The sequence below is a fragment of the Aquimarina mycalae genome (assembly GCF_029906345.1).
Taxonomy (GTDB): domain Bacteria; phylum Bacteroidota; class Bacteroidia; order Flavobacteriales; family Flavobacteriaceae; genus Aquimarina.
This window is the reverse complement of record NZ_JARYGY010000006.1, coordinates 118,681-139,212: the sequence shown is the minus strand read 5'-3', so window position 1 is coordinate 139,212 and position 20,532 is coordinate 118,681. Positions and strand designations below refer to the sequence as shown.

The following is a 20,532-nucleotide window of genomic DNA, read 5'->3' as shown; positions in this document are numbered from 1 at the left end:
AAATTTAATCTCCATCTGCATCTACAAAATCTACATTAACAGATATAACTGAAAGCATGTCTACTTTAAGGAAAACTACATTTTTCTGAAGTTCATTATATGTTTCAAGCATTAAGTTATTATTTGTACGAACTTGTTCTGAAAAATCATCATTCAATCCAGCAGCTGCAGTTCTAGATAAATTAAACTGATTATTAATCATCACGGCCAACTCTTTATTATCTCTATTATCAAGATATGTTTTTAAGCTTTCTCCATTAACACTACCATTAAAATGCTTACCATTAAAGAAATCTTGCAATGCACTAAGGTTCGCATTAAATAGGGTTTTTGATAAGTCTTTTTTATACAGTGCTTCAACTCTATCATCTAGAGGATTCCCTGAAAACACACCTGCAGGAATACCAATTTTTCCTGCACGTAAATGTTTCTCATAATGAAATATAAAATCATTCACTAATTTATCTAATGAACTAGTTGCAGAAGAACCACTGTTATTAACAAAAGTATCTCTATAATTTCCAGTCCAATCACCTACCACTTCAGATGTTAAATTGCTTATTCTATCCACTACATCTACAAGATAATTCTCGTAGTTACTTCCGCTTGTAGGATTCGTATAAAAACCAACAGTGCTAGCATCAGAATCAGACAAACCGTTAAGCAAATAATCCAAGGCTCCAAATCCTTGTTCATCCTGCAAGGATACCGAACTTAAATCATAAGTTCCTGTAGAAATATTAGCTTCAATATTGGTTATATCTACAGGATATACATTTAAAAAATCTCTATAAAGTAATTCTTCAGCTTTTCCTATCTCAAACATACTAACCGATTGCCAAGAAATGTATGCGGTAGACCAAGCCTGTCTTAAAGAAACCAAATTAGCTTCATCTGTAGTACTCACAAAATTAGAAGTTGCTGTTTTCAATGCTGCTAAATCAGTAGAAAATTTTTGATATGCAGGAATAATAATATTATCTGCTAAATTTTCTAACATAGCTTTTCGATCAAAATTATCAACTGTTCCTGTACCATCATCACTTGAAGAACAGGAAGCTATAACAAGAACTAATACAATGATTAAAAACCGAAACTTCTTCATCTTATTTTTATTTATTCTTAATAAATTTTTTGCAAATGTAAAAAAAGAGGTCGAAATGCTATAACTTCCTTCCTCTTTTTTTATCATTTTATGTTTTGTTTATTTTTTTAGCTTCCAGCTTGTTCTACTGTAAAATCAAACTTAGCTGCAATAGTTTCTGACAATGTCTGTAAAGTTGCAGGAGTAACATCCCATAAACCATTTGTTCCACCCATTAGGTCATCAATCAAATCCTGAACTTCAGTTCTTGTAAAATATGGTGTATTGCTATCTGATCTTCTAGTAAATTGTAAGCTATATACAAACCCAAACCCTTCAGAAAGGTCGTGGAATGCACTTGCGTAGTCGATTGTACCAGCTTCTAAAGCTGTCTTACCTTGTTGTAAATAATATACAGCTCTAACCGCAATTACCTGAGATATTTTTTCTCTAATAATAGCCGCCTGTTGATCTCTTACTGTATAATTCTTAGCAACAATTGCTGCTCTACCTAATTTGAACGCATTATAAATATCTGCAGCAATACCAGCAAAATCAGCATCATCTTCTACTCTACCAATATATTTATTAAGGAAACTATCATCATCTCCTATGGTAGCATTAGGACTAGCAGTATTAGCAGAAGCTCCGTATAAATATCCATAAGCTTCATCCCATTTATGCTCCATTGTAGTATAAGATTCTCCATCAGCTACAACTTCATTATTATTATTATCTACATTATCAGCTTCATCAAGAACGGCTGTTCCTAAATAATTATTTAACGCCTGATCTGTCATTAACCCTCCGATTAAACTTTTTGCAAAGGCTTGATTTAGCTCTAATCCTTTTGCATTTACATATCTATTTGCGCCATTTGCTCCTCCTTCTTGTAAAACTCCTGGATTACCTGCTGTAGCAGTTATTGCCCAATTAGGGAATACCTCATCAACTTGACTTTTAATCCATCCGTCAAAATCAGCTTTGATTGCTGCTGCATTTACGGTATTCGCAGAAAAAAAATCTCTACTTGCTGCTGTTTTGTTACGTACACTTTTAGTGGATGCATTAAGATCTACATCTTCAAAATCATTAGCTCCTTCTTGATGATCAAACATTGCGTCCAGAACTGCTTCGGTTTGCATATTATCTTTTAATTCATCGATAATCACTTCGGCCATTGCAATTCTAGTAGTTTGTCCACTAAAGCTTACCGTACTTTCTCCATTACGTTCGAACACATATGTAGCTGGTTCATCAATATTTGGCGCACCTGCATCATCATCTGATGAACAAGAAACCATTAGGGTAGCTCCTAAAAATAATAAAGAGTTAATTTTGATTGTGTTCTTAAATTTCATTGCTTTTTTATTTAGACTTATTACAAATAGTTGTTCGGATGCAAATATATACATCAAAATATATTTGACAAACTTTATTTGTAATAAATCTAAATAAAATTAAGACTCAAGGATATTTAAAAGAAAAAACTTTGGATAAAACCCTGTTACATCGTACCTAAAGCAAAAAAGTTCTAAGTGTTTATTCTTTAGAAGTGTATTTTTTTCTTAATTCTTGTGCCCATTTGATCAGTAATTCTTTGTCTGATTCTTCCAAATTACCATGAATCCAGGTATAAGAATCCAAAGGCATCTCTCCTTCTTCTACTTCTTCAATTAGCTCTTCTAATTTATGATCTTTCTTTTTATCAGAATATTGTTGCCAATCTGATACATTAAAATGTTCCTTGCCTTCATCTACATGATGCGCTAACCAATAGGATACTGGTGCCACTTCTGCATACCATGGATATACTGTTTGATTACTATGACAATCGTAGCAATTACTTTTCAGTAATTCTTTTATTTCGGGTGTTGGTTGTACCTCATTTTCAAAAAAAGCAACAGATTCATACCCTGATTCATTCTTATCTGGTCTTATAAATTGCATTACAATTAATGCTAATAATACTAATAATCCAATTTTTTTAAATACGCTTTTCATTTTATTTAATCGAGGTTATATAATAATATGTAATTAATTAGGTTCTTTGATTTTTGCAAAAAAAATATTTTCTGGAGTGAATTTTTATATTTTTTCCAAAAGCTCTTTTGCTTCATTATATTTAAAATTGTTTGAATCTTTCAAAATTAGATGCAGCATATTTTCAGCTTGAATTTTCTTTTCAAATTTCAAAAAAATAAGTGCTTTATACCATAAAGATCGAGAACTGTCTAAAGTATCGGATTTTTCTAGTAATGTTAATTGCTCTAAAGCTTTTTTTAGATTATTTTTTTCTGCATAAATAAGACCCGTATATATATACACAAGAGGATCTAAATCTTCTGTATTAGCAGTTATATATTCATTAAAATTCAATAAAGATTCTTCAAAATTTGCTTTTCTAAAATTGGTTCTTGCTGTTGATAATAATGTGGGTTGAGCAGATCTACTAGCAAAAGAAGGAAGTTCTTCTACCTTATAATATTCAGCATACAATTCTTGCTCCGATTTTTTCATAAATAAAAAAATAAAAACAAAAACTATAGCGGCAGCGGTGGAAACCAAAAAGTATAGAAAACGTTTGTTTGATTTACCTGGTTTTAGGTTATATTGTTGTTCTGTTCTAGCATTCAATAAATTTTCTTTTATTTTCTTTCCTTCATTACTTTTTATATACTTTTCTAATTCACTTTTATACTTTGTACTGTATAAAGTATCTTCATCCACAGTATTTGATAAATGTAGATTAATTGCTCTATATAACCCAACCTCCTCATCTAAACTAGGGTTGACATTCATTTCTTCCTGAAATTGTATAACTTCTTCTGTAGACATGGAGCCACTAAGATATTTTTCAATTCTCATATACATTTCTTCTCCCATCACATCTTTAGTTTTTTATAACTACTATCTTTCTTTATTAAATCTGCCAGTTGTTTTTTACATTTAAAAATACGTTGAAAAGCTACATTATCTGATGAATAATTAAACCTTTTTATAATCTCAGCGTATGGTATTTTTTTGAAATATGCTTTTAACAATTCTCTGCAATTAGGAGATAATAACTCTATTTTTTTCTCGAATAACTCCCATCTTTCTTGTGCAATAATTGCTTCACTATGATCATATTCTTCAGCTTTAAGTGTCAGGAACTCTTCTTTTCTTACCCATTTTTTTCGAACATTTAATTCTTTTCTCCATAGGTTTTTACACACCGTAAACAAATAAGCTTCAAAAGATGATTTTATTTCAATATTACTTATTTTCAATCTAATTGTTAATTGAAATAGTGCATTATGAAAAACTTCTTCGGCGTCTTGATGTTTTCCCCTATTATTAAGAATAAAATCCCTTACTTTTGGAAAAACAACATTATAAATTGCATGAATGGTTTTTGTATTGCCATTTCGCAATCCTTCGAGGTATTCTAAGTCTTTTTGTTTAATCATTAATAACTAAGGGTAAGATTATGAATCTTATAGAACATAGGAGCAAAATAACATATTAATATCAAATTTTTAATTATGAAAACAGATAAATTAATCTTAATTGTATGCATAGTATTTATGTTGGGGTGTTCTACTGATAAAAACGAAGTATACATAGAATCAAATAATCTAAAGACTACATTGGTTCCTATAAATACATTCAATACCATGACAAAAAACATCCGTTTTGACCAAGACTATTGTGGTCAACAACAGTTCACTGTGTATTGGAACAGAAATGCGCAAGAAGATTTTGCTCGTAGAGAACAAATACGACAAGAATTCTATCGTGATCACGGTTTAGATGAAGTATTAGGGATATTTCCTGAATCAGTAGAAAAAGATTATGAGGTATGGTTCTTTTTTTTAGGAGAGGATAATTATCCATGCCACACATCAGGTGTAATGGCTAAAATAAATCATGAAGGTAATGGAGAAGTAAGCACTGATGATGACTAAATTTATTGTTAATAAGAAATCAATCATTCTTTTATTTTTATTCTGTTTTATCTCGGCATATAGTCAAAAAGAGATACAACAAACTGCCAAGATATTATCAATTGCAGAAAAGGAAAAAAGGAAAAATATTGATTCTTTATTACAAAAAAATGTGGAGATATATCAATCCATTAAAAAGTTATCTATTTCTGAAGGTGAAAAGATAAAAAAGATCGATTCTTTATTACAGAAAAACGTATTAAAAAAAGATTCTGTAGTTGTTAGTACTATCGCTAGTAAATATGCTAATTGGAATTGGAACTATAAAAAAAGATATAATAACATTGACATTAAGAATTATAATAAGAGAGCATCTAAAGCCTTAGTTGCTCTCTCCCTTTCTATAAAATATCATAATGGAACTAATGCTGCGTTACAAGAAAAGTTATATCGACTTGCATTTTTTAACTTTAAACTAGAAAGGTATAAAGAAAGCCTTTATAATTATAAAAAAGTAACCGAAATACCGCTTAAAAATAATTGGTTTAATAAATCCTATACAGAAATAGGGAATTGCTTATATTACTTAGGAGATTATGCTCTTTCTGTAAAAAACTATGAAATAGCTGCCAGATTATTCCAGGAAAAAAAAGAGTATTCCAACCTAATTAGTAATTATATAAAATCTTACGATTCTTATACCGAATTAAATTCTAAACTTTTTGCTCAAAAATCTCTAAAAAATTTATTATTCGCAGATAGTTTATCAAAAGAAATAACACTAAGAGATTCTCAATTAATAGATCTTAAAAGGGCAATCGGACAATACTACTCTAATTACATCACAAGAAATATTGAAAAAGGGCAGAGATATCTCAATGAAGCTAAAGAATTAATTCTAAAGACTGGAGATTCTGCTTTATTAGCCAGAACATACATAGATTTAGCTAGATTACATGATGAGGTTTCTCCCAAAAAAGCTATAGAATATGTTCGGAAAGCATCATTAGTATGCCCTAAAAATGATACTTACACAGCTTCTATAATACAGGCAAATTTTGGTCTTAATTATGCACATTTAAAAAAGATAAACCTGAGTTTAACAAGTTTAAAAAAGTCTTTATTTTCCCTAACAGGTCATCGTTTTGATAGTTTATCTGAATCAGAAAAAAAAGCTATCATACAGGAAAATTTAAAAAACGATAATTTGTGGCCTATATTAAGATGGGTAGGAGAAGCATATGAATTAGATTTTGAAAAAACTAACAATAAAAGCTCTATAGATAGTGCACTTGTATATTACAAATTAGTAGATTATACTTTTGATCAATATCAATCCCGAAGCACACTTCAAAACTCCAAATTCTTATGGCGTAAAGAAGCTGCAGAATTATACACTAGAGCGATACGAGCTGCTAAATCATCAAAAAACAATGATTTAGTATTTGCTTTTATGGAAAAAAACAAAGCGTTGTTACTTACAGAAGAAATCCATAACCTCAACTCTTTTCAAAATTCAAAATTACCATTAGAACTTATTAATACGGAAAAAAAACTTCAACAAAAACTTTCTTTATTAGAATTAGAAAACGAAGTAGATCAAATAATTTCTACAATTGATTCTATAGAAATCTTACAAAGAAAAATGAATCAATTGAAACCTTTAAAATTTCAATTAGATCAAAAAAATACGATTAAAGATCTTCAAAAATCATTAAAACCAAACCAAGCTGTTCTAGAATATCATATTAACATTGACGATGGTTTTGGAGTTTATCCGAATAAAAACATCGGATATGGAATATTAATTACTAAAAAAGAAAATAAAATATTCGAATTACAAGACTTGAATTCTTTACAAACTACAGTAGAAGAATATCTATTAGGAGTATCTAAACCTTTAAAAAAAATAGATACTAAGGTTTCTAACAATAAATTATCTCATCAAATTTACACTACCTTATTCCCTATAGAGATTCGGCATTTTCTAAAAAATAAGGAAGTTATCATTATACCGGATAACTATCTTAACAAGATACCTTTTGAGAGTTTGATTGTTTCACAAGACGTTGGCAAAGATGATTATCTCATATACCATAATCAAATAAGTTATCGATATAGTTATATTTTTCATGAAAGAAATAAAAATAAGCATACAATATCAAATCAAAAATTTTCTGCTTTTGCTCCTGTATATTTTGACGATCCAGAACTACAAGAATTAACAGAAAGTATAACAGAAGTTAATATTCTTAATAAGTATTTTAATGGCCAATCGTTTCTAGAAAAAAAAGCAACTAAAAATTCTTTTTTTGGTATTCTAGGGAAAACTAATATTATTCACCTTGCAACTCATGCAGATGCTAATGATTCTATTGCTCCTTGGATCGCGTTTAGTGATCAAAAAATGTATGTAGATGAACTAAGCTTATATCCAAATAATGCTTCTTTAGTAGTTTTAAGTGCTTGCAATACCACTACTGGAAAAATAGAAACAGGAGAAGGAGTTATGAGTTTAGCTAGAAGTTTTTTTTATGGAGGAGCGCAAAGCACGGTGTCTTCTTTATGGAATGTTGATGATAAATCTTCGCAATTTATTATACGTGACTTTTACAAAAATATAAACCTAGGAGCTTCTAAATTGGAAGCTCTACATACTGCAAAAATCAATTATTTAAAAAATCATTCCGGATCTGAAGTATCTCCATATTATTGGGCTTCTCTTATACTTATAGGTGATACAAACCCATTATTTAATCATAAGTGGAACCTAAGTTATACCATAACAATTTCACTACTGATTTTCTTAATAATTACTATTATATTCATGTTTTTACGAAAGCGTATTTACAAAAAGTAACTTGATAAATTAAAGAGAGCAAGTTAAACTGCTTGCTCTCTATTTATCTAATATTATGATTTAGATTTTAACCTAAATCAATTCTGATTTGCGTAATAAATGATTTAACCTATAACGCCAAAACCACTTACTCTACATTCATAAGTTCCTGAAATTGGATTATTGTCGGCGCAGGAAGCACAAGTTTTTCCAGAACCTGTACACACATTTAAACAAGAAGCCAATGAATTAAAATCGCAAGTAGAACCAATAGGTACACCTCCTATATTAAATCCTCCTCCATTCACTTTTTTTTGCTGATTTCTACTCAACTTTTGAGCTCCATCCAATTTTAAAATGTTATTAATCATACTCTTGAAAAATTTGAAATTAATTGTATTATAGTACTATTTTGAAGTACTTACAGTTTGTGATTATTTATGACCAATAACAACTTTACAAGCAGTACCTTGTGTAGTGCTTCCAAAAGGACCATTTGGACCACAAAATATAGCAACACACTCTTCAAAAGGCTTACAAACACCACACTGACCGCAACTATCATCAGGATGAACCCCTATTAGTCCACCACCATTAACTACCTTTTGTTGATTTCTATTTAATTTCTGAACTCCATTTAATTCTAAAATGTTTTTTAACATAATTATAAAATTTAAAAAATTGATTTTACCACGAACAATTAGAGACACTCATAGCCTATGTCTATTCTTGCAAGAATATTTTTAAAAAAGCTAATATTTTATAAGCTTCTTTTATTTTCTAGTATTGAAAATTACTTCGGCAATTGAAATGTAATAACCACTGAGGTTTATCCATCACAGTACCTACCATCTAAACACAACCTAATGTTTCCGTGGTTTTTTAATACCTAAATAATTTTCAGAAGAAAGTAATCGAAAATTCATTTCATTCTTTCCAAAAGAGAAAATAATAGATTGTATTAGTGCGTAAAAAAGTAATTCATTCATATATCTGTATTAGTAAACACTTATATGTATGAATCAAAGAGAATTCTTACCCTAAAAAATAAAAAAAAGAAAGGTTTTGGATCTTAAAAAATCATAAGTTTCTTAAAATCAGTTTTTTACATTTAAAAAATAATAGAAAGTTTATTGTATCTAATTTCAATGATACATTGAGAATATTTTGGTAGCTTCATTATGAGAAGATTCAAAACTCATCATTTTAACATTAGTATCTGCTTTTACCGTTGTAAAATATGATAGCATTTGCTCGGTTGGCATATTACCTGTAAGTTCATCTTTTGCCATAGGGCAGCCACCAAATCCCTGAATGGCTCCATCGAATCTTCGACAACCTGCTTTATAAGCAGCATCCACTTTTTCGTGCCAGGTTGTTGGTGTGGTGTGTAAATGTGCTCCAAATTCGATTTCTGGGTATTTTGGGATCAGATTAGCATATAAATAATCTATAATTTCAGGATTAGAAGTACCTACCGTATCGGATAGAGATAAAATCTTCACTCCCATATTACTAAGTTTCTCCGTCCAATCCCCAACGATATCTACATTCCAAGGGTCTCCATAAGGATTACCAAAACCCATAGATAGATACGCTACTACTTTTTTATTATACTTATCCGCAATGTTTAAAATCTCTTGCAGTGTATTGACAGATTCTGCAATGGTTTTGTGTGTATTACGCATTTGGAAATTTTCTGAGATCGAAAAAGGGTATCCCAAATAATCAATCTCCTTATGCTGTACGGCATCATTGGCACCACGCACATTAGCTATAATTGCTAATAATTTACTTTCTGTAGAAGATAGATCCAATCCATCCAAAACTTTAGCCGTATCTACCATCTGCGGAATTGCTTTGGGAGACACAAAACTTCCGAAATCTATCGTATCAAACCCACAACGTAATAGAGATTGTATATACTGAATCTTTTTTTCTGTAGGAATAAAGTCCTTGATACCTTGCATAGCATCTCTCGGACATTCAATAATTTTTATTTTTTCTGTCATTTACTAGCTTCTGTCTAAAAGAAGTTCAATTAAGAGTATAAAAATATGATTATTTTTCAGAAAAGAGGACAAAAATTCTTATTCCGAGAAAGACTACAATTCCTATTATTTAAAATAAGTTTTTTTTTGATAGTAACATTTTACTTTTTGTTGAACATACTTATAAAGATTCAATACTTGAATCATAATACATATTAATAATTTAAAACAAAAATTATGCTGAAAAACATTTTAAAATTGGATGGAGTACAAAAATTGAATAAAAATGGATTAAAATCTATTAATGGTGGGAATCTTGCTGCAGCAATAGAATGTGAACTTGCAGGACATACTTGGAGTGGATTAGGTTGTATTTACGATGAAGAATACGATGATTCTGATAGTAATGTTCTATAAACTTCATAAAAAGGCTACTTAAATTTAAGTAGCCTTTTTATAATTAAAATAACTTTTATTTTTCTGAAAAGAGTACAAAAATTCCTATCCCAATAAATACGACAATCTGCAACCATTTTAAGAATACACCTACCTTAGAATTCGTTTTAATATAATCAGATATATATCCTGCTCCCAAAGCTATCAAACCAAATACCAAAAAAGATACACTCATAAACAAAAAACCGAGTACATAAAACTGTGTTGCATTACTTAATGTTGTACTGAATAAAAAACCTGGGAAAAAGGCTAGAAAAAAAATAGACACTTTGGGGTTTAATACATTCATAATAAATCCTTGCCTAAATAATTGCCCTAAGCTTTTTTTCTCCACAGAATTGGCAGAAAGTTCTATTGCCGCACTATTTTTCCAAACCTTATAAGCTAAAAAGAATAAATACAAGGCACCCAATAATTTTATAATAAAAAACAACACTTCACTTTGTTTAATAATAGCAGATACCCCAAAAGCAACCAAGGTAGTATGTACCAGGCAACCCGATATTAAACCAGCAACAGTAGCAAGTCCATATTTTCTACCATTAACAATACTTTGCATCAACACATATATATTATCTGGCCCTGGAGAAATAGATAATGCAGTTGTAGCAATTATAAAAGTGTACAGGATTTCAAAATTCATTCTTGTTTTTTGTAAGGTTTTGTATATATAACCGACAGCTCAAAAATATACATATCATTTTAAAATCAATTCATATTAAGATTATTATCACAAATTAGGGAAAAGTCAATGTTAACTGTTTTAATTATATAACACCAATCAATACACTTAATAACCACACAAATGAAAAAGCTTATTCTAAAAACTACGTTACTGTTATTCTCATTCACAACATTTAGTCAAACAACAGCGGTATATGATATTGTATTTACAAGCAATTGGGATGCTCATGGAGCCTTACCTGGCAGTGCTCATTTTACTGAACTCGTTGGAGCAGCTCATAATAATATGGTCACATTCTTAGAATTAGGTGGTTTTGCTACTCCAGGAATTGAAGATGTTGCTGAATTAGGACTTTTTAGTGACTTCAGAGATGAAGTGAATATAGCAATTGCAGCAAGTAATTCAGATCAATTCATAGAAGGTTCTAATTTATTCCCTACACCTTCCAATAAAACGATTACCATTAGTGACCTTACTATAAGTTCAAACTACCCTTTAATCAGCCTTGCATCCATGATTGCTCCTAGTCCAGATTGGATGATAGCTGTAAACAGCGTATCCTTGATTGATGGTGGAGGTCAATGGATTCCACAAATCACTATGGATTTGTTTCCATATGATGCAGGGACCGAAGAAGGAACTGGATACAGCCTTGACAACTCCTCTACTAATCCACATGAAGCTATTTCTATGCTTTCTCCTTCAAATTCGCCATTTAATTCTGCAAAAATAGGAACCATTGTTTTTACTCAAAAAGTGCTTAATGTTCAGGATTTTGATACTGAAAATGATAAGATCACTGTTTCTCCTAATCCTAGTAATGGAAACATTACTATTTCAACAGCTAAATCATCTATAATCAAAGAAATAGAGATCTATAATGTTTTAGGAAAACAAGTTAGAAAATATGATTTTAAGCAAAGTAATTCTAATATAAATCTGAACCTTACCAACCTAAATTCTGGTATTTATTTAGTTCGACTACACACAAATCTTGGAAACACAAAAACTCAAAAAATAATCTTGAGGTAGCTTATAAACCTCTTTTGATTACTTCTTTATTAATATCCTTAATCAGTTTTGGTCCTTCGTAGATAAAACCTGTATAAAGCTGTACCAAACTTGCGCCTGCTTCTATTTTTTCTATTGCATCAGAAGCTGTATGAATACCACCTACCCCAATAATCGGGAATGCTTTGTTACTTTTTTCTGATAAAAATCTAATGACCTCCGTAGATCGGTTGGTTAAAGGTTTACCACTCAATCCACCTTTTTCATTAGTCAATGTTATATTTGATTTTAATCCTTTTCTTGAAATTGTTGTATTGGCAGCAATGACTCCTGCTATGTTAGTTTCCTTTACTATATCAATAATATCCAGAAGTTGTTCGTTTGTAAGATCTGGAGCTATTTTAAGCAGGATCGGCTTAGAAATTTCCTTTTCCTTATTTTTTGTTTGCAACGTATTTAATAACGCTGTCAACGGTTCTTTATCTTGTAATGCTCTTAAATTAGGAGTATTGGGTGAGCTAACATTCACTACAAAATAATCCACATAATCAAAAAGCGCATCAAAACATATCTTGTAATCTTCTACTGCAGTTTCATTAGGTGTTACTTTATTTTTACCAATATTACCGCCTATTAAAACTCCTTTGTTTTTCTTCAGTCGTTTTACTGCATCTTCTACTCCACCATTATTAAACCCCATTCTATTAATAATTGCACTATCATCCTTTAATCGGAATAGCCTCTTTTTGGGGTTCCCATCTTGCGGTTTTGGTGTAAGCGTCCCGATTTCTACAAAGCCAAATCCAAAATTAGATAACTCATTAAATAATTTAGCATCTTTATCAAATCCTGCTGCTAAACCTACTGGGTTTTTAAATTTTAATCCAAAAACTTCTCTCTCCAAATTAGCATTTTCTACTTGATAAATGCTTCTAAAAATTCCTGAAACCAGCGGGATTTTTGACAACGTTCTGATCATTTTAAAAGTAAAATGATGCACCTCTTCAGGATCGTATTTAAATAAAATTGGACGAATTAATGATTTATACATTGGAAGATTCTTTTGGATGGCAAAAATACGTGATACAATAATTTTACCATACAAATATTTGATATTTATAATAACTCTTCCTGATGTTAGCAACTATCTAATGATCATTCTTTGTTATGTTTAATAGCAATCCATTCTGATCTGTTCGTTATTGTGGAATATTTGCAGTGGTGTTTTTAGTTTATCTTCTGTTATATTTTCTAGTACAGAAAGTACTGCTTTTTGCATGTTAGTAGAACCACATATCATAATTACTCCATCTTTTTGAAGAGTCTCTGCTATAAAATTAGCTTTATTCGCAACTATATTTTGAATATAAACACAATCGTTTTCTTGAGAGTATGCGATATAACCATCAGAAAATTGGCTCTTAACAATATCAGATTTTATAAAACCATCATAAATAGCGAGTGATTTTTTAGTTCTTACTCCCCAAAACAAATGAGCGTTGCTGTGTTTACTTTTGTTTTCTATCATGCCCAAAAAAGGAGCAACACCTGTTCCATTTGCTATCAAAACTACTGTATTTGCTGAGCTCGGAAAATAAAATGCTTCATTTCGTTTAATTCTAGCGTTTATTACATCTCCTTGATGTAACTGTTCTAAATATGAAGAACAAACACCCATTTCATGCCTTTTTATGCTTAATAAAATTGTTCCATCTACTTTTCCTATCGAATACAATCTATCTACTGTATTTTCATTAGGACGAATAGCCAATAAATCTCCAGAGCAAAATTTCATTGAAGATTTTAAAGGTTGTAAACGCAGTAAAAATGTATTATCCGAATTTACAGCTGTCCTATCAACAACTGTAAAATCTTCATAATCCAACTTCTCTGTTTCTTCAAGAGTTTCTGTTGTTATAGGCAACCCAATAGCGTTACCCCATTTCTTCATCCATTCTTGAAACTCATCGATAGCTTTATTATTTATTTTTTGTAACGGTAAAATAGAAGTAAATTTAGAATGCGACTCGAGTATTTCTTCAATATCTTCTGCATATTTACAAAAATCAGGATATGCCCTCGATCCCAAACCAACTACCGAAAACTGAAGTTCATTGATAGGTTGAATTTTCTTAAACAAATGCATAAACTTCTTTGCATTTGTGGGAGCCTCACCTTCGCCATAAGTAGCAGTGATAACAATAATCTGTTTTGCTTGTTGAAACGTAGTATATGAATTTAGTTCTGAAATAAATACGGTTTTATTTACCGCTGAGATTACATTTTTTAACAGATTTGCAAAAGTAAATGTGGAACCATTTTCTGATCCTACTAAAATAACATACTCACATGAATCCTTATTTTCGTTATTGTAAACAAGTTTACTTTCGCTTTGACGCTTAACAGTCATATAAAATCCTGAATACATAAAAAACAGCATGGATCCACAACTGATTAACAAAATAATCGACCATAATACATTACCTCTTCCTGTATGCAACAAGAGACTATAATAGGATACTATTTTCACAAAAGGATATTGCTGTTCACTAAGAACAACACCACTAAATTGATGAACCAAAAGCTCCTTATTTATTAGAGCTACGGTAAAATAATCTTCTACGTCCTCAGAAAATGGAAAATCTATATTTTTAACTTCTTTAAGAGAAGTGTTCTTAAAAACTGGGAAATCTACAATAGCTATGACACTACTCGTTTGACTCTTGTCAAAATTTGCTTGATTAGAAAAAGAATGTTTTGGCAATAAAGAAAACTTTTCTAAAGACAAGTACACTCCAGTTACCGCAATAATGAGTATGGGTATTAAAAACCACCTTCCTAAAACAATATGATAATACTGGTTTGAATATTCCTTATTTATCTTTGAAAAAAACCTCGAAATACCACCTTGCCTTTTAAGAATCAGAAGGATCCCAGTAATAACTATAATAACCAATAAAAAGGAAATTAAACCAACAAAAAAACGTCCTAAACTTTTTAAGAATAAGGATCGATGAAGGTTGGTAGCAAACTCAAAAACATTAGACTTATTTCTGGGTTCTCCTAATTCTTCACCAGTTCTAGGATCAACATATATCCTTTTGCTTTTTCCTAAGTGTGTTACAACCGTAGCAACAACGAAATTGCTTTCCTCTACATTAATTGCAATTATATCTTTATATTCTTTTTGTAATACATCAATAGTCTCTGCTATCGTTATATTTTCAATATCATCAATAGCATAAGGCTTTGTAGCATTAGCTATTGGCTCAAAAGCAAGAATAACTCCTGTAATTGAAGCCAAGCATAAAAAAATAGCAGAAGAAATCGCCAGGATTAAGTGACTATATCTCCATAATGAAATTGTCATTTTACACTAAAGATTATTGCGGAAGCATTCGTATATACCTAATAAAACCTTTTCCTTCTATTTTGGATGTTATAGTTTCGGTGGTCAACTCAAACTCGACATCGTCTTTGTAATATTCCTGATCTTCAACTGCGGTCTCAAAACGGATTTTATATCCAGTATCAATTTTATCTTTGGGGATTTTAATAATGTTTACCGTTCTTTCTCCTCCACTTATAGTTGCTCCAGAAATTGCATCAATATCAGTTCGTCTTTTTCCATAAAAATTCCACCACTCTGTAATATCGCTATACCATTCGCTATCCGTTCCTTGAACATATAAAGTTTGGTCATATCCACCTTCTGGTTTCATCAGAGAAATCACTACATAAGCGCCTTCTCCAGTGTAATTCACCATTTGAATCATACATTTAAGATTGGTGGTATCTGCTTCTTTAGTAAAAGAAAACAATAGAAAAGTAGTTACTACTGCTAATGGAAATAATTTAAAAAATGTTTTCATGTGTTTTATAATATTTTTAATAATCTATCTTATTGTAAGAAGCGTAACTTGACATTTTGTTTTTGTAATAATTCATTTTCTGTTGCCAAATCAAAAACCGTTTCCTCAAAACTTGTCTGTATGTTTTTATCCGCTCCCTGTTTTAAAAGAAATTTTAATATCTCTGCACTATTAGCTTTCATAGCGGCAAGATGCAATGCTGTATTTCCTTCATTGTTTTTACTATTTATAGGAATATTCAATTTAGCAATCCTTTGCAATAGCTCCATATCATTTTCTTTTACCGCCAGATGCCACAAAGTATGACCGTGACCTTGCGGTTTTGTAAAATCAATTCCTTTTTCTTGAAGTAATGTTATTTTCTGATCAAACTCTTTTAGTTTATCTTTTTGATAAGATTTCAACACATAATATGCAAGTGTATTTTCGGTTGAATCTTTTACTAATGGGTTTGCGTCATGCTCCAATAATAGCTTAACAACATCTAAGCTATTTCTTTGAACTGCTCTCATAAGTGGTGTTACACCATTTTTATTCGAATCATTAATATTCTTTACGAACTTGATAAGATAATTAATACTTTCCTTTTTATTTCTGGAGACTGCATTCATAAAAGGGGTATCACCTTTATTATCTGGCTGATTGACATCCACACCTCTCTCAATAAAATAATTGAATATATCTAGTTCTTCATTTTTAAAAGCTATCGCATGCAAAGCATTTATTCCTCTATTTGTTACAACATTTGGTTGAATTCCTAAGCCTTCTAGGTAATTATATACTTCTATCTTATTGACGCTATTACGAGTACTTTGACTTGCAGATATAAATGCGTTTCCTCCTTCTCTATTTAGGTTTTTATATGTTACACCTTTTTTAATGAGTAGATTTAACACATTTATATTTCCTTTTTTTGCAGCATAATTAAAAATACCATTACCATAATTATCTTGACTATGTAAATCGACTCCTTTACTAACAAAAAACTCAATCAGTTTATCATTTTTCAAAAACGGAGCAACGAGCAATAATGCATTGGCACCATCATTATTTATCTCTGTGAGCAGATTTGCCCCATTACTAATACAAAAATTATATAATTGTATATTCTGTTGGCCAGTAACAGCTATAAAGTTTAGTAGTGAATATCCATGACTATCTATAACATCTGTCTTTGCTCCTTTGTCAAAAAGGTATTGCATCATCTCTAAATTATCCCTATAAGCTGCCCAAAAAATGTATGTTCGTCCATCATGAGTTTTCTTATTTACACCATTTCCTTTTTTAGTTAAAAGATATTTAATCGTTTGATTATCTACTTTTTCTAAAAGTGCGAATGCAACTGCATCAAAAGCAAATCTATTGAGTTCTGTAGGGTCATTACCACCTACTATGTCCTTATCTATCTGCTGTATACTAGGATTTGATTTCCAATAATCTCTTTCTAAAAAAACGTTGTTCTGCGCTGATACATTTATATATATCAGAACTAATCCAATTACGAGTATTCTGTGAACTCTCTTCATGCTATGGTTTTTTTACAAAAGATTCTATTATAGTATCGATATCGTTCTCTGCCTTATAATCATCCGTAAAAAGGTGTTTATACAATGCTTTGTTATCAACTTTTTGCTCAAGAGACAAATCTTTATTTCTGGCAAATACTTCCGTCCATTTACTTCTTACTAAAGCCCACTTATCACTATGTTCTTTCCACCAATTAGCAGCCGTTTCACAACGACTATTGTCTACACGCTTATAAACATTATACCCTTTTTCCTTAGCAATGATCAAATCTTCCTTACCTATTTCCCTTATGACTTTATCATTATCTTGGTCATGAATCCAACCTGTCTCAGTAATTTCATGGCGATTTCCTCGAATAGTCACATTATAATCACTTCTGATTGTATACTCACGACGTGGTAAAGGTGCTGTTGTATTATTTTCCCAAAAACTCTTTCCATCAACATGTACCCAACTGGCAGAACCTTCATAACGTGGACTATCATCCACCTGATATACTTTTTGAGACCATTGGCCTTCTACTTCTTTTTTAGTTTTTTTAACATACTTCCAATTGTTATCTCCATTGTACATATAAAAATCTTGATTTTCGAACACCCAATCTTGTCGCCAATGTTTAACAATATGTGGTTTAGCAGGGTTACCAACCTGAAGTATATGTTGGATTGATATTTTGTTTTGCTTATCAACTACTAATTGTGCCCACTCTAACCCTTTATCCGTTTTTGTTTTAGACGGCTGATACAAAGAGTCATTGGTATAATTAAATGTTTCTGCAAAATTAAAAGTGACTTCATAGCAACCGCACATAGATTTTATTGCCGCAAGATCATTTTCTTTTTTACCTATTTGTCCTGCTACTACATTGAATATAAGTAGTGATACAATAGACACGAACTGACTGATTTTCATTTTGAATGATTATTAAAAAAGTTACAATATAAAAATTAACTAATCTTATTTAGACTGAATTAAAATAAGATTATATATTTGCCAAAATTAATCATTATTTTTAATTAATCTAAATAAATGTATAAAATCATTATTTTGATATCATTCTTCTGTTTCAACATTTATAGTCAGGAAAATGTTACAACCAAAGAAAATGACACTATAAAAACAGAGAATTTAGACGCTGTATTTATTAGTGCAACTCGTACCCAAAGGCAATTATCTTCTCTCCCTTTAGCTGCGCAAATTGTATCTAAAAAAGAAATCCAAGCGGCAAATTCGGTTCGTTTAACCGATATTCTTAATGAACAAACAGGTCTTATCACTGTTTCGGACTTTGGTGGTGGTGAAGGAATTCAACTTCAAGGGTTAGATAGTCAGTATACCTTGATATTAATTGATGGTGTTCCTCTTATTGGAAGATCTGCAGGAACCTTTGACCTAAGTCGTATTACTACAAGCAACGTTACACAGTTAGAAATAGTTAAGGGTGCTTCTTCTAGTCTATATGGTAGTGAAGCTTTAGGAGGTGTTATAAATATAATTACCGAAAATCCTAAAGAAGGGTTTAAAGGAAATCTTAGTCACCGTACTGGTAGTTTCAATTCTCAGGATGTAAGTACAGCTCTTAATTTTAAAAAAAATAAGCTTGGCATCAATGCTTTCTTTAACAGATACAGTAGTAATGGTTATGACTTGATTGATACTGATGAGCTCAATACAGTAGAACCTTTTAGCAACTACACTATTACTTCTAAATTATCATATGACATTAGTGAGCATACTCAATTTCTATTATCAGGGCGTTATTACACTCAGAAACAAGACAATGTTGCGCCAAATAACCTACTAGGAGAAAGTACTATAACGGAATGGAATACACACTTAAAATTCAATCATACATTTAGTACAAAATGGGCTACTTATATTGAATTCTATACCACTCAATATAAGGCAGAAGAATTTTTGGATGATACATCAGGTGTAAGATTCTCTGACAGTGATTTTGATCAACGTTTTTTGCGCCCTGAAATCCGAACTTCTTATACTCCTAACAAAAAACACTCAATTGTAGGAGGTGTTGGTCTAACAAATGAAACCTTGGACAGAACAGATTTTTTCGAAAAACCTGAATTCAACGCTCCATACATTTTCGCACAATATGATGTTCACCCTATAGAAAAGTTAAACATTATTTTAGGTTTTCGTTATGATGATCATAATGAATACAAATCACAGTTTAGTCCTAAGATTGCTCTTAGATATGAAATTACAGACAAACTATCTGTAAAAAGTTCTGTAGGTTATGGATTTAAAGCTCCCGATTTTAGGCAATTATATTTTGATTTCACTAACGCTACTGTAGGATATACTGTTCTTGGGTATAATGCGGTTCCAACCCAACTACAGAACTTAGCCGATCAAGGGCTGTTAACAGCAGAATCGGTTAATAACCTTCCCTCTATTATAGCACAATTTAACGGTGCACTAAAACCAGAAAGTTCTATAAGCTATAATTTCGGGATCGATTTTGAGCCACTTACAAAGCTAATACTACATATAAATTTCTTTCAAAACGACATTAGCAATCTAATCGATACCAGAGTAATTGCAAGAAAATCAAACGGACAAAATGTGTTCAGTTACTCAAATGTAGATGAAGTTTACACACAAGGATTAGAGTTTAACACAAGTTGGGAACCTATCCAAAACTTTAAAATATCAGCAGGTTATCAATTATTATACGCAAAAGACAAAGAAGCAGAAAGAATATTCCAAAATGGGGAGGCTTTTGCCCGAATACCAAATACCAATGGACCAGGAACCACAACTATTGAGCTAGATAAAGAGGACTATTTTGGTTTACCTAATCGTTCCAGACATATGGCTAATATTAAATTGTTTTACAAAATACCTAATTGGAACATACACACTAATATAAGAGCAACATATAGAAGCAAATTTGGATTATCCGATACCAACGGAACCATTAACGGATATATAGATTCTTATGATCAATTTGTAGGAGATCATACGATTTGGGACTTTGCTGTACATAAAACTTTTTACAAAAACTATACACTAGGAATGGGGGTTGACAATCTTTTTGATTTTACCGACCCAACAAACATAAGCAACATTGCTGGTCGAATATTATATGGAAAACTAAATATTAAATTTTAAATA

General features: G+C 31.0%; 19 protein-coding genes. 5 read left to right on the top strand and 14 right to left on the bottom strand.

Annotated features, from left to right (window positions below; all coding sequences use genetic code 11):
- Positions 1-4: 4 nt before the first annotated feature.
- The 5 genes from QBK95_RS15130 to QBK95_RS15110 all read right to left on the bottom strand — a co-directional run bounded on the left by QBK95_RS15130 (position 5) and on the right by QBK95_RS15110 (position 4,536).
- Positions 5-1,192, bottom strand: a complete 1,188-nt coding sequence (locus tag QBK95_RS15130; RefSeq protein WP_280935276.1) for an imelysin family protein — start codon at positions 1,190-1,192, stop codon at positions 5-7.
- A gap of 20 nt (positions 1,193-1,212) precedes the next feature.
- The gene (locus QBK95_RS15125; protein WP_280935274.1) at positions 1,213-2,445 is read right to left on the bottom strand and encodes a DUF4856 domain-containing protein; all 1,233 of its coding nucleotides are present in this window, start codon (positions 2,443-2,445) and stop codon (positions 1,213-1,215) included.
- A gap of 181 nt (positions 2,446-2,626) precedes the next feature.
- On the bottom strand, positions 2,627-3,088 hold the full coding sequence (locus tag QBK95_RS15120; protein WP_280935271.1) for a heme-binding domain-containing protein: 462 nt from the start codon (positions 3,086-3,088) through the stop codon (positions 2,627-2,629).
- A gap of 84 nt (positions 3,089-3,172) precedes the next feature.
- Positions 3,173-3,970: a hypothetical protein gene (locus QBK95_RS15115; RefSeq protein ID WP_280935269.1), complete on the bottom strand. Its 798-nt coding sequence runs from the start codon at positions 3,968-3,970 to the stop codon at positions 3,173-3,175.
- On the bottom strand, positions 3,970-4,536 hold the full coding sequence (locus QBK95_RS15110; RefSeq protein WP_280935266.1) for an RNA polymerase sigma factor: 567 nt from the start codon (positions 4,534-4,536) through the stop codon (positions 3,970-3,972). The genes QBK95_RS15115 and QBK95_RS15110 overlap by 1 nt, the downstream gene beginning before the upstream one ends.
- A 75-nt stretch (positions 4,537-4,611) precedes the next feature.
- Between QBK95_RS15110 and QBK95_RS15105 the strand changes: the two genes are divergently transcribed.
- Complete coding sequence (locus tag QBK95_RS15105) at positions 4,612-5,034, top strand: hypothetical protein (protein WP_280935264.1); 423 nt, start codon at positions 4,612-4,614, stop codon at positions 5,032-5,034.
- Positions 5,024-7,873, top strand: coding sequence for a CHAT domain-containing protein (locus QBK95_RS15100; RefSeq protein WP_280935262.1), 2,850 nt, complete (start codon positions 5,024-5,026; stop codon positions 7,871-7,873). Before QBK95_RS15105 ends, QBK95_RS15100 begins: the two co-directional genes overlap by 11 nt.
- Before the next feature lie 104 nt (positions 7,874-7,977).
- Here QBK95_RS15100 and QBK95_RS15095 read toward each other — a convergent pair whose 3' ends face one another.
- The 3 genes from QBK95_RS15095 to QBK95_RS15085 form a co-directional block, all read right to left on the bottom strand.
- On the bottom strand, positions 7,978-8,223 hold the full coding sequence (locus QBK95_RS15095) for a hypothetical protein (protein WP_280935261.1): 246 nt from the start codon (positions 8,221-8,223) through the stop codon (positions 7,978-7,980).
- Positions 8,224-8,286: 63 nt separating this feature from the next.
- Positions 8,287-8,514 carry a hypothetical protein gene (locus QBK95_RS15090; RefSeq protein WP_280935260.1) on the bottom strand — a complete coding sequence of 76 codons (228 nt, stop codon included), beginning with the start codon at positions 8,512-8,514 and terminating at the stop codon, positions 8,287-8,289.
- Between the two features lie 483 nt (positions 8,515-8,997).
- Positions 8,998-9,864 (bottom strand): hydroxymethylglutaryl-CoA lyase, encoded by an 867-nt coding sequence (locus tag QBK95_RS15085; RefSeq protein WP_280935259.1) that lies wholly within the window; start codon positions 9,862-9,864, stop codon positions 8,998-9,000.
- A gap of 216 nt (positions 9,865-10,080) precedes the next feature.
- On the opposite strand from QBK95_RS15085, the gene QBK95_RS15080 reads away from it, so the two are divergent.
- On the top strand, positions 10,081-10,260 hold the full coding sequence (locus tag QBK95_RS15080; RefSeq protein WP_280935256.1) for a hypothetical protein: 180 nt from the start codon (positions 10,081-10,083) through the stop codon (positions 10,258-10,260).
- A 55-nt stretch (positions 10,261-10,315) separates the two neighbouring features.
- Here QBK95_RS15080 and QBK95_RS15075 read toward each other — a convergent pair whose 3' ends face one another.
- Entirely contained in the window at positions 10,316-10,942 is a 627-nt protein-coding gene (locus tag QBK95_RS15075) for a LysE family translocator (RefSeq protein WP_280935254.1), read from the bottom strand.
- Between the two features lie 162 nt (positions 10,943-11,104).
- On the opposite strand from QBK95_RS15075, the gene QBK95_RS15070 reads away from it, so the two are divergent.
- On the top strand, positions 11,105-12,016 hold the full coding sequence (locus QBK95_RS15070; protein ID WP_280935253.1) for a spondin domain-containing protein: 912 nt from the start codon (positions 11,105-11,107) through the stop codon (positions 12,014-12,016).
- A gap of 1 nt (position 12,017) precedes the next feature.
- Here QBK95_RS15070 and QBK95_RS15065 read toward each other — a convergent pair whose 3' ends face one another.
- The 5 genes from QBK95_RS15065 to QBK95_RS15045 all read right to left on the bottom strand — a co-directional run bounded on the left by QBK95_RS15065 (position 12,018) and on the right by QBK95_RS15045 (position 18,306).
- Positions 12,018-13,046, bottom strand: coding sequence for a quinone-dependent dihydroorotate dehydrogenase (locus QBK95_RS15065; protein ID WP_280935250.1), 1,029 nt, complete (start codon positions 13,044-13,046; stop codon positions 12,018-12,020).
- 120 nt (positions 13,047-13,166) lie between these two features.
- Positions 13,167-15,365 (bottom strand): PepSY domain-containing protein, encoded by a 2,199-nt coding sequence (locus QBK95_RS15060; RefSeq protein ID WP_280935249.1) that lies wholly within the window; start codon positions 15,363-15,365, stop codon positions 13,167-13,169.
- Positions 15,366-15,378: 13 nt separating this feature from the next.
- Positions 15,379-15,867, bottom strand: coding sequence for a DUF2271 domain-containing protein (locus QBK95_RS15055; protein ID WP_280935247.1), 489 nt, complete (start codon positions 15,865-15,867; stop codon positions 15,379-15,381).
- 29 nt (positions 15,868-15,896) lie between these two features.
- The gene (locus QBK95_RS15050; RefSeq protein ID WP_280935245.1) at positions 15,897-17,393 is read right to left on the bottom strand and encodes an ankyrin repeat domain-containing protein; all 1,497 of its coding nucleotides are present in this window, start codon (positions 17,391-17,393) and stop codon (positions 15,897-15,899) included.
- A 1-nt stretch (position 17,394) separates the two neighbouring features.
- Positions 17,395-18,306 carry a DUF6607 family protein gene (locus QBK95_RS15045; protein ID WP_280935243.1) on the bottom strand — a complete coding sequence of 304 codons (912 nt, stop codon included), beginning with the start codon at positions 18,304-18,306 and terminating at the stop codon, positions 17,395-17,397.
- Positions 18,307-18,423: 117 nt separating this feature from the next.
- Here QBK95_RS15045 and QBK95_RS15040 point away from each other — a divergent pair, with 117 nt between their 5' ends.
- Complete coding sequence (locus QBK95_RS15040; protein WP_280935241.1) at positions 18,424-20,529, top strand: TonB-dependent receptor plug domain-containing protein; 2,106 nt, start codon at positions 18,424-18,426, stop codon at positions 20,527-20,529.
- Positions 20,530-20,532: the final 3 nt, after the last annotated feature.

Excerpts from the sequence above, each read along its gene's own strand:
- QBK95_RS15045 (WP_280935243.1), bottom strand. The coding sequence starts at position 18,306 with ATGAAAATCAGTCAGTTCGTGTCTATTGTATCACTACTTATATTCAAT.
- QBK95_RS15055 (WP_280935247.1), bottom strand. The coding sequence starts at position 15,867 with ATGAAAACATTTTTTAAATTATTTCCATTAGCAGTAGTAACTACTTTT.
- QBK95_RS15065 (WP_280935250.1), bottom strand. The coding sequence starts at position 13,046 with ATGTATAAATCATTAATTCGTCCAATTTTATTTAAATACGATCCTGAA.
- QBK95_RS15090 (WP_280935260.1), bottom strand. The coding sequence starts at position 8,514 with ATGTTAAAAAACATTTTAGAATTAAATGGAGTTCAGAAATTAAATAGA.
- QBK95_RS15110 (WP_280935266.1), bottom strand. The coding sequence starts at position 4,536 with ATGATTAAACAAAAAGACTTAGAATACCTCGAAGGATTGCGAAATGGC.
- QBK95_RS15070 (WP_280935253.1), top strand. The coding sequence starts at position 11,105 with ATGAAAAAGCTTATTCTAAAAACTACGTTACTGTTATTCTCATTCACA.
- QBK95_RS15040 (WP_280935241.1), top strand. The coding sequence starts at position 18,424 with ATGTATAAAATCATTATTTTGATATCATTCTTCTGTTTCAACATTTAT.
- QBK95_RS15085 (WP_280935259.1), bottom strand. The coding sequence starts at position 9,864 with ATGACAGAAAAAATAAAAATTATTGAATGTCCGAGAGATGCTATGCAA.
- QBK95_RS15095 (WP_280935261.1), bottom strand. The coding sequence starts at position 8,223 with ATGATTAATAACATTTTAAAATTGGATGGAGCTCAAAAGTTGAGTAGA.
- QBK95_RS15130 (WP_280935276.1), bottom strand. The coding sequence starts at position 1,192 with ATGATAAAAAAAGAGGAAGGAAGTTATAGCATTTCGACCTCTTTTTTT.
- QBK95_RS15125 (WP_280935274.1), bottom strand. The coding sequence starts at position 2,445 with ATGAAATTTAAGAACACAATCAAAATTAACTCTTTATTATTTTTAGGA.
- QBK95_RS15105 (WP_280935264.1), top strand. The coding sequence starts at position 4,612 with ATGAAAACAGATAAATTAATCTTAATTGTATGCATAGTATTTATGTTG.
- QBK95_RS15120 (WP_280935271.1), bottom strand. The coding sequence starts at position 3,088 with ATGAAAAGCGTATTTAAAAAAATTGGATTATTAGTATTATTAGCATTA.
- QBK95_RS15050 (WP_280935245.1), bottom strand. The coding sequence starts at position 17,393 with ATGAAGAGAGTTCACAGAATACTCGTAATTGGATTAGTTCTGATATAT.
- QBK95_RS15100 (WP_280935262.1), top strand. The coding sequence starts at position 5,024 with ATGATGACTAAATTTATTGTTAATAAGAAATCAATCATTCTTTTATTT.
- QBK95_RS15075 (WP_280935254.1), bottom strand. The coding sequence starts at position 10,942 with ATGAATTTTGAAATCCTGTACACTTTTATAATTGCTACAACTGCATTA.
- QBK95_RS15115 (WP_280935269.1), bottom strand. The coding sequence starts at position 3,970 with ATGGGAGAAGAAATGTATATGAGAATTGAAAAATATCTTAGTGGCTCC.
- QBK95_RS15080 (WP_280935256.1), top strand. The coding sequence starts at position 10,081 with ATGCTGAAAAACATTTTAAAATTGGATGGAGTACAAAAATTGAATAAA.
- QBK95_RS15060 (WP_280935249.1), bottom strand. The coding sequence starts at position 15,365 with ATGACAATTTCATTATGGAGATATAGTCACTTAATCCTGGCGATTTCT.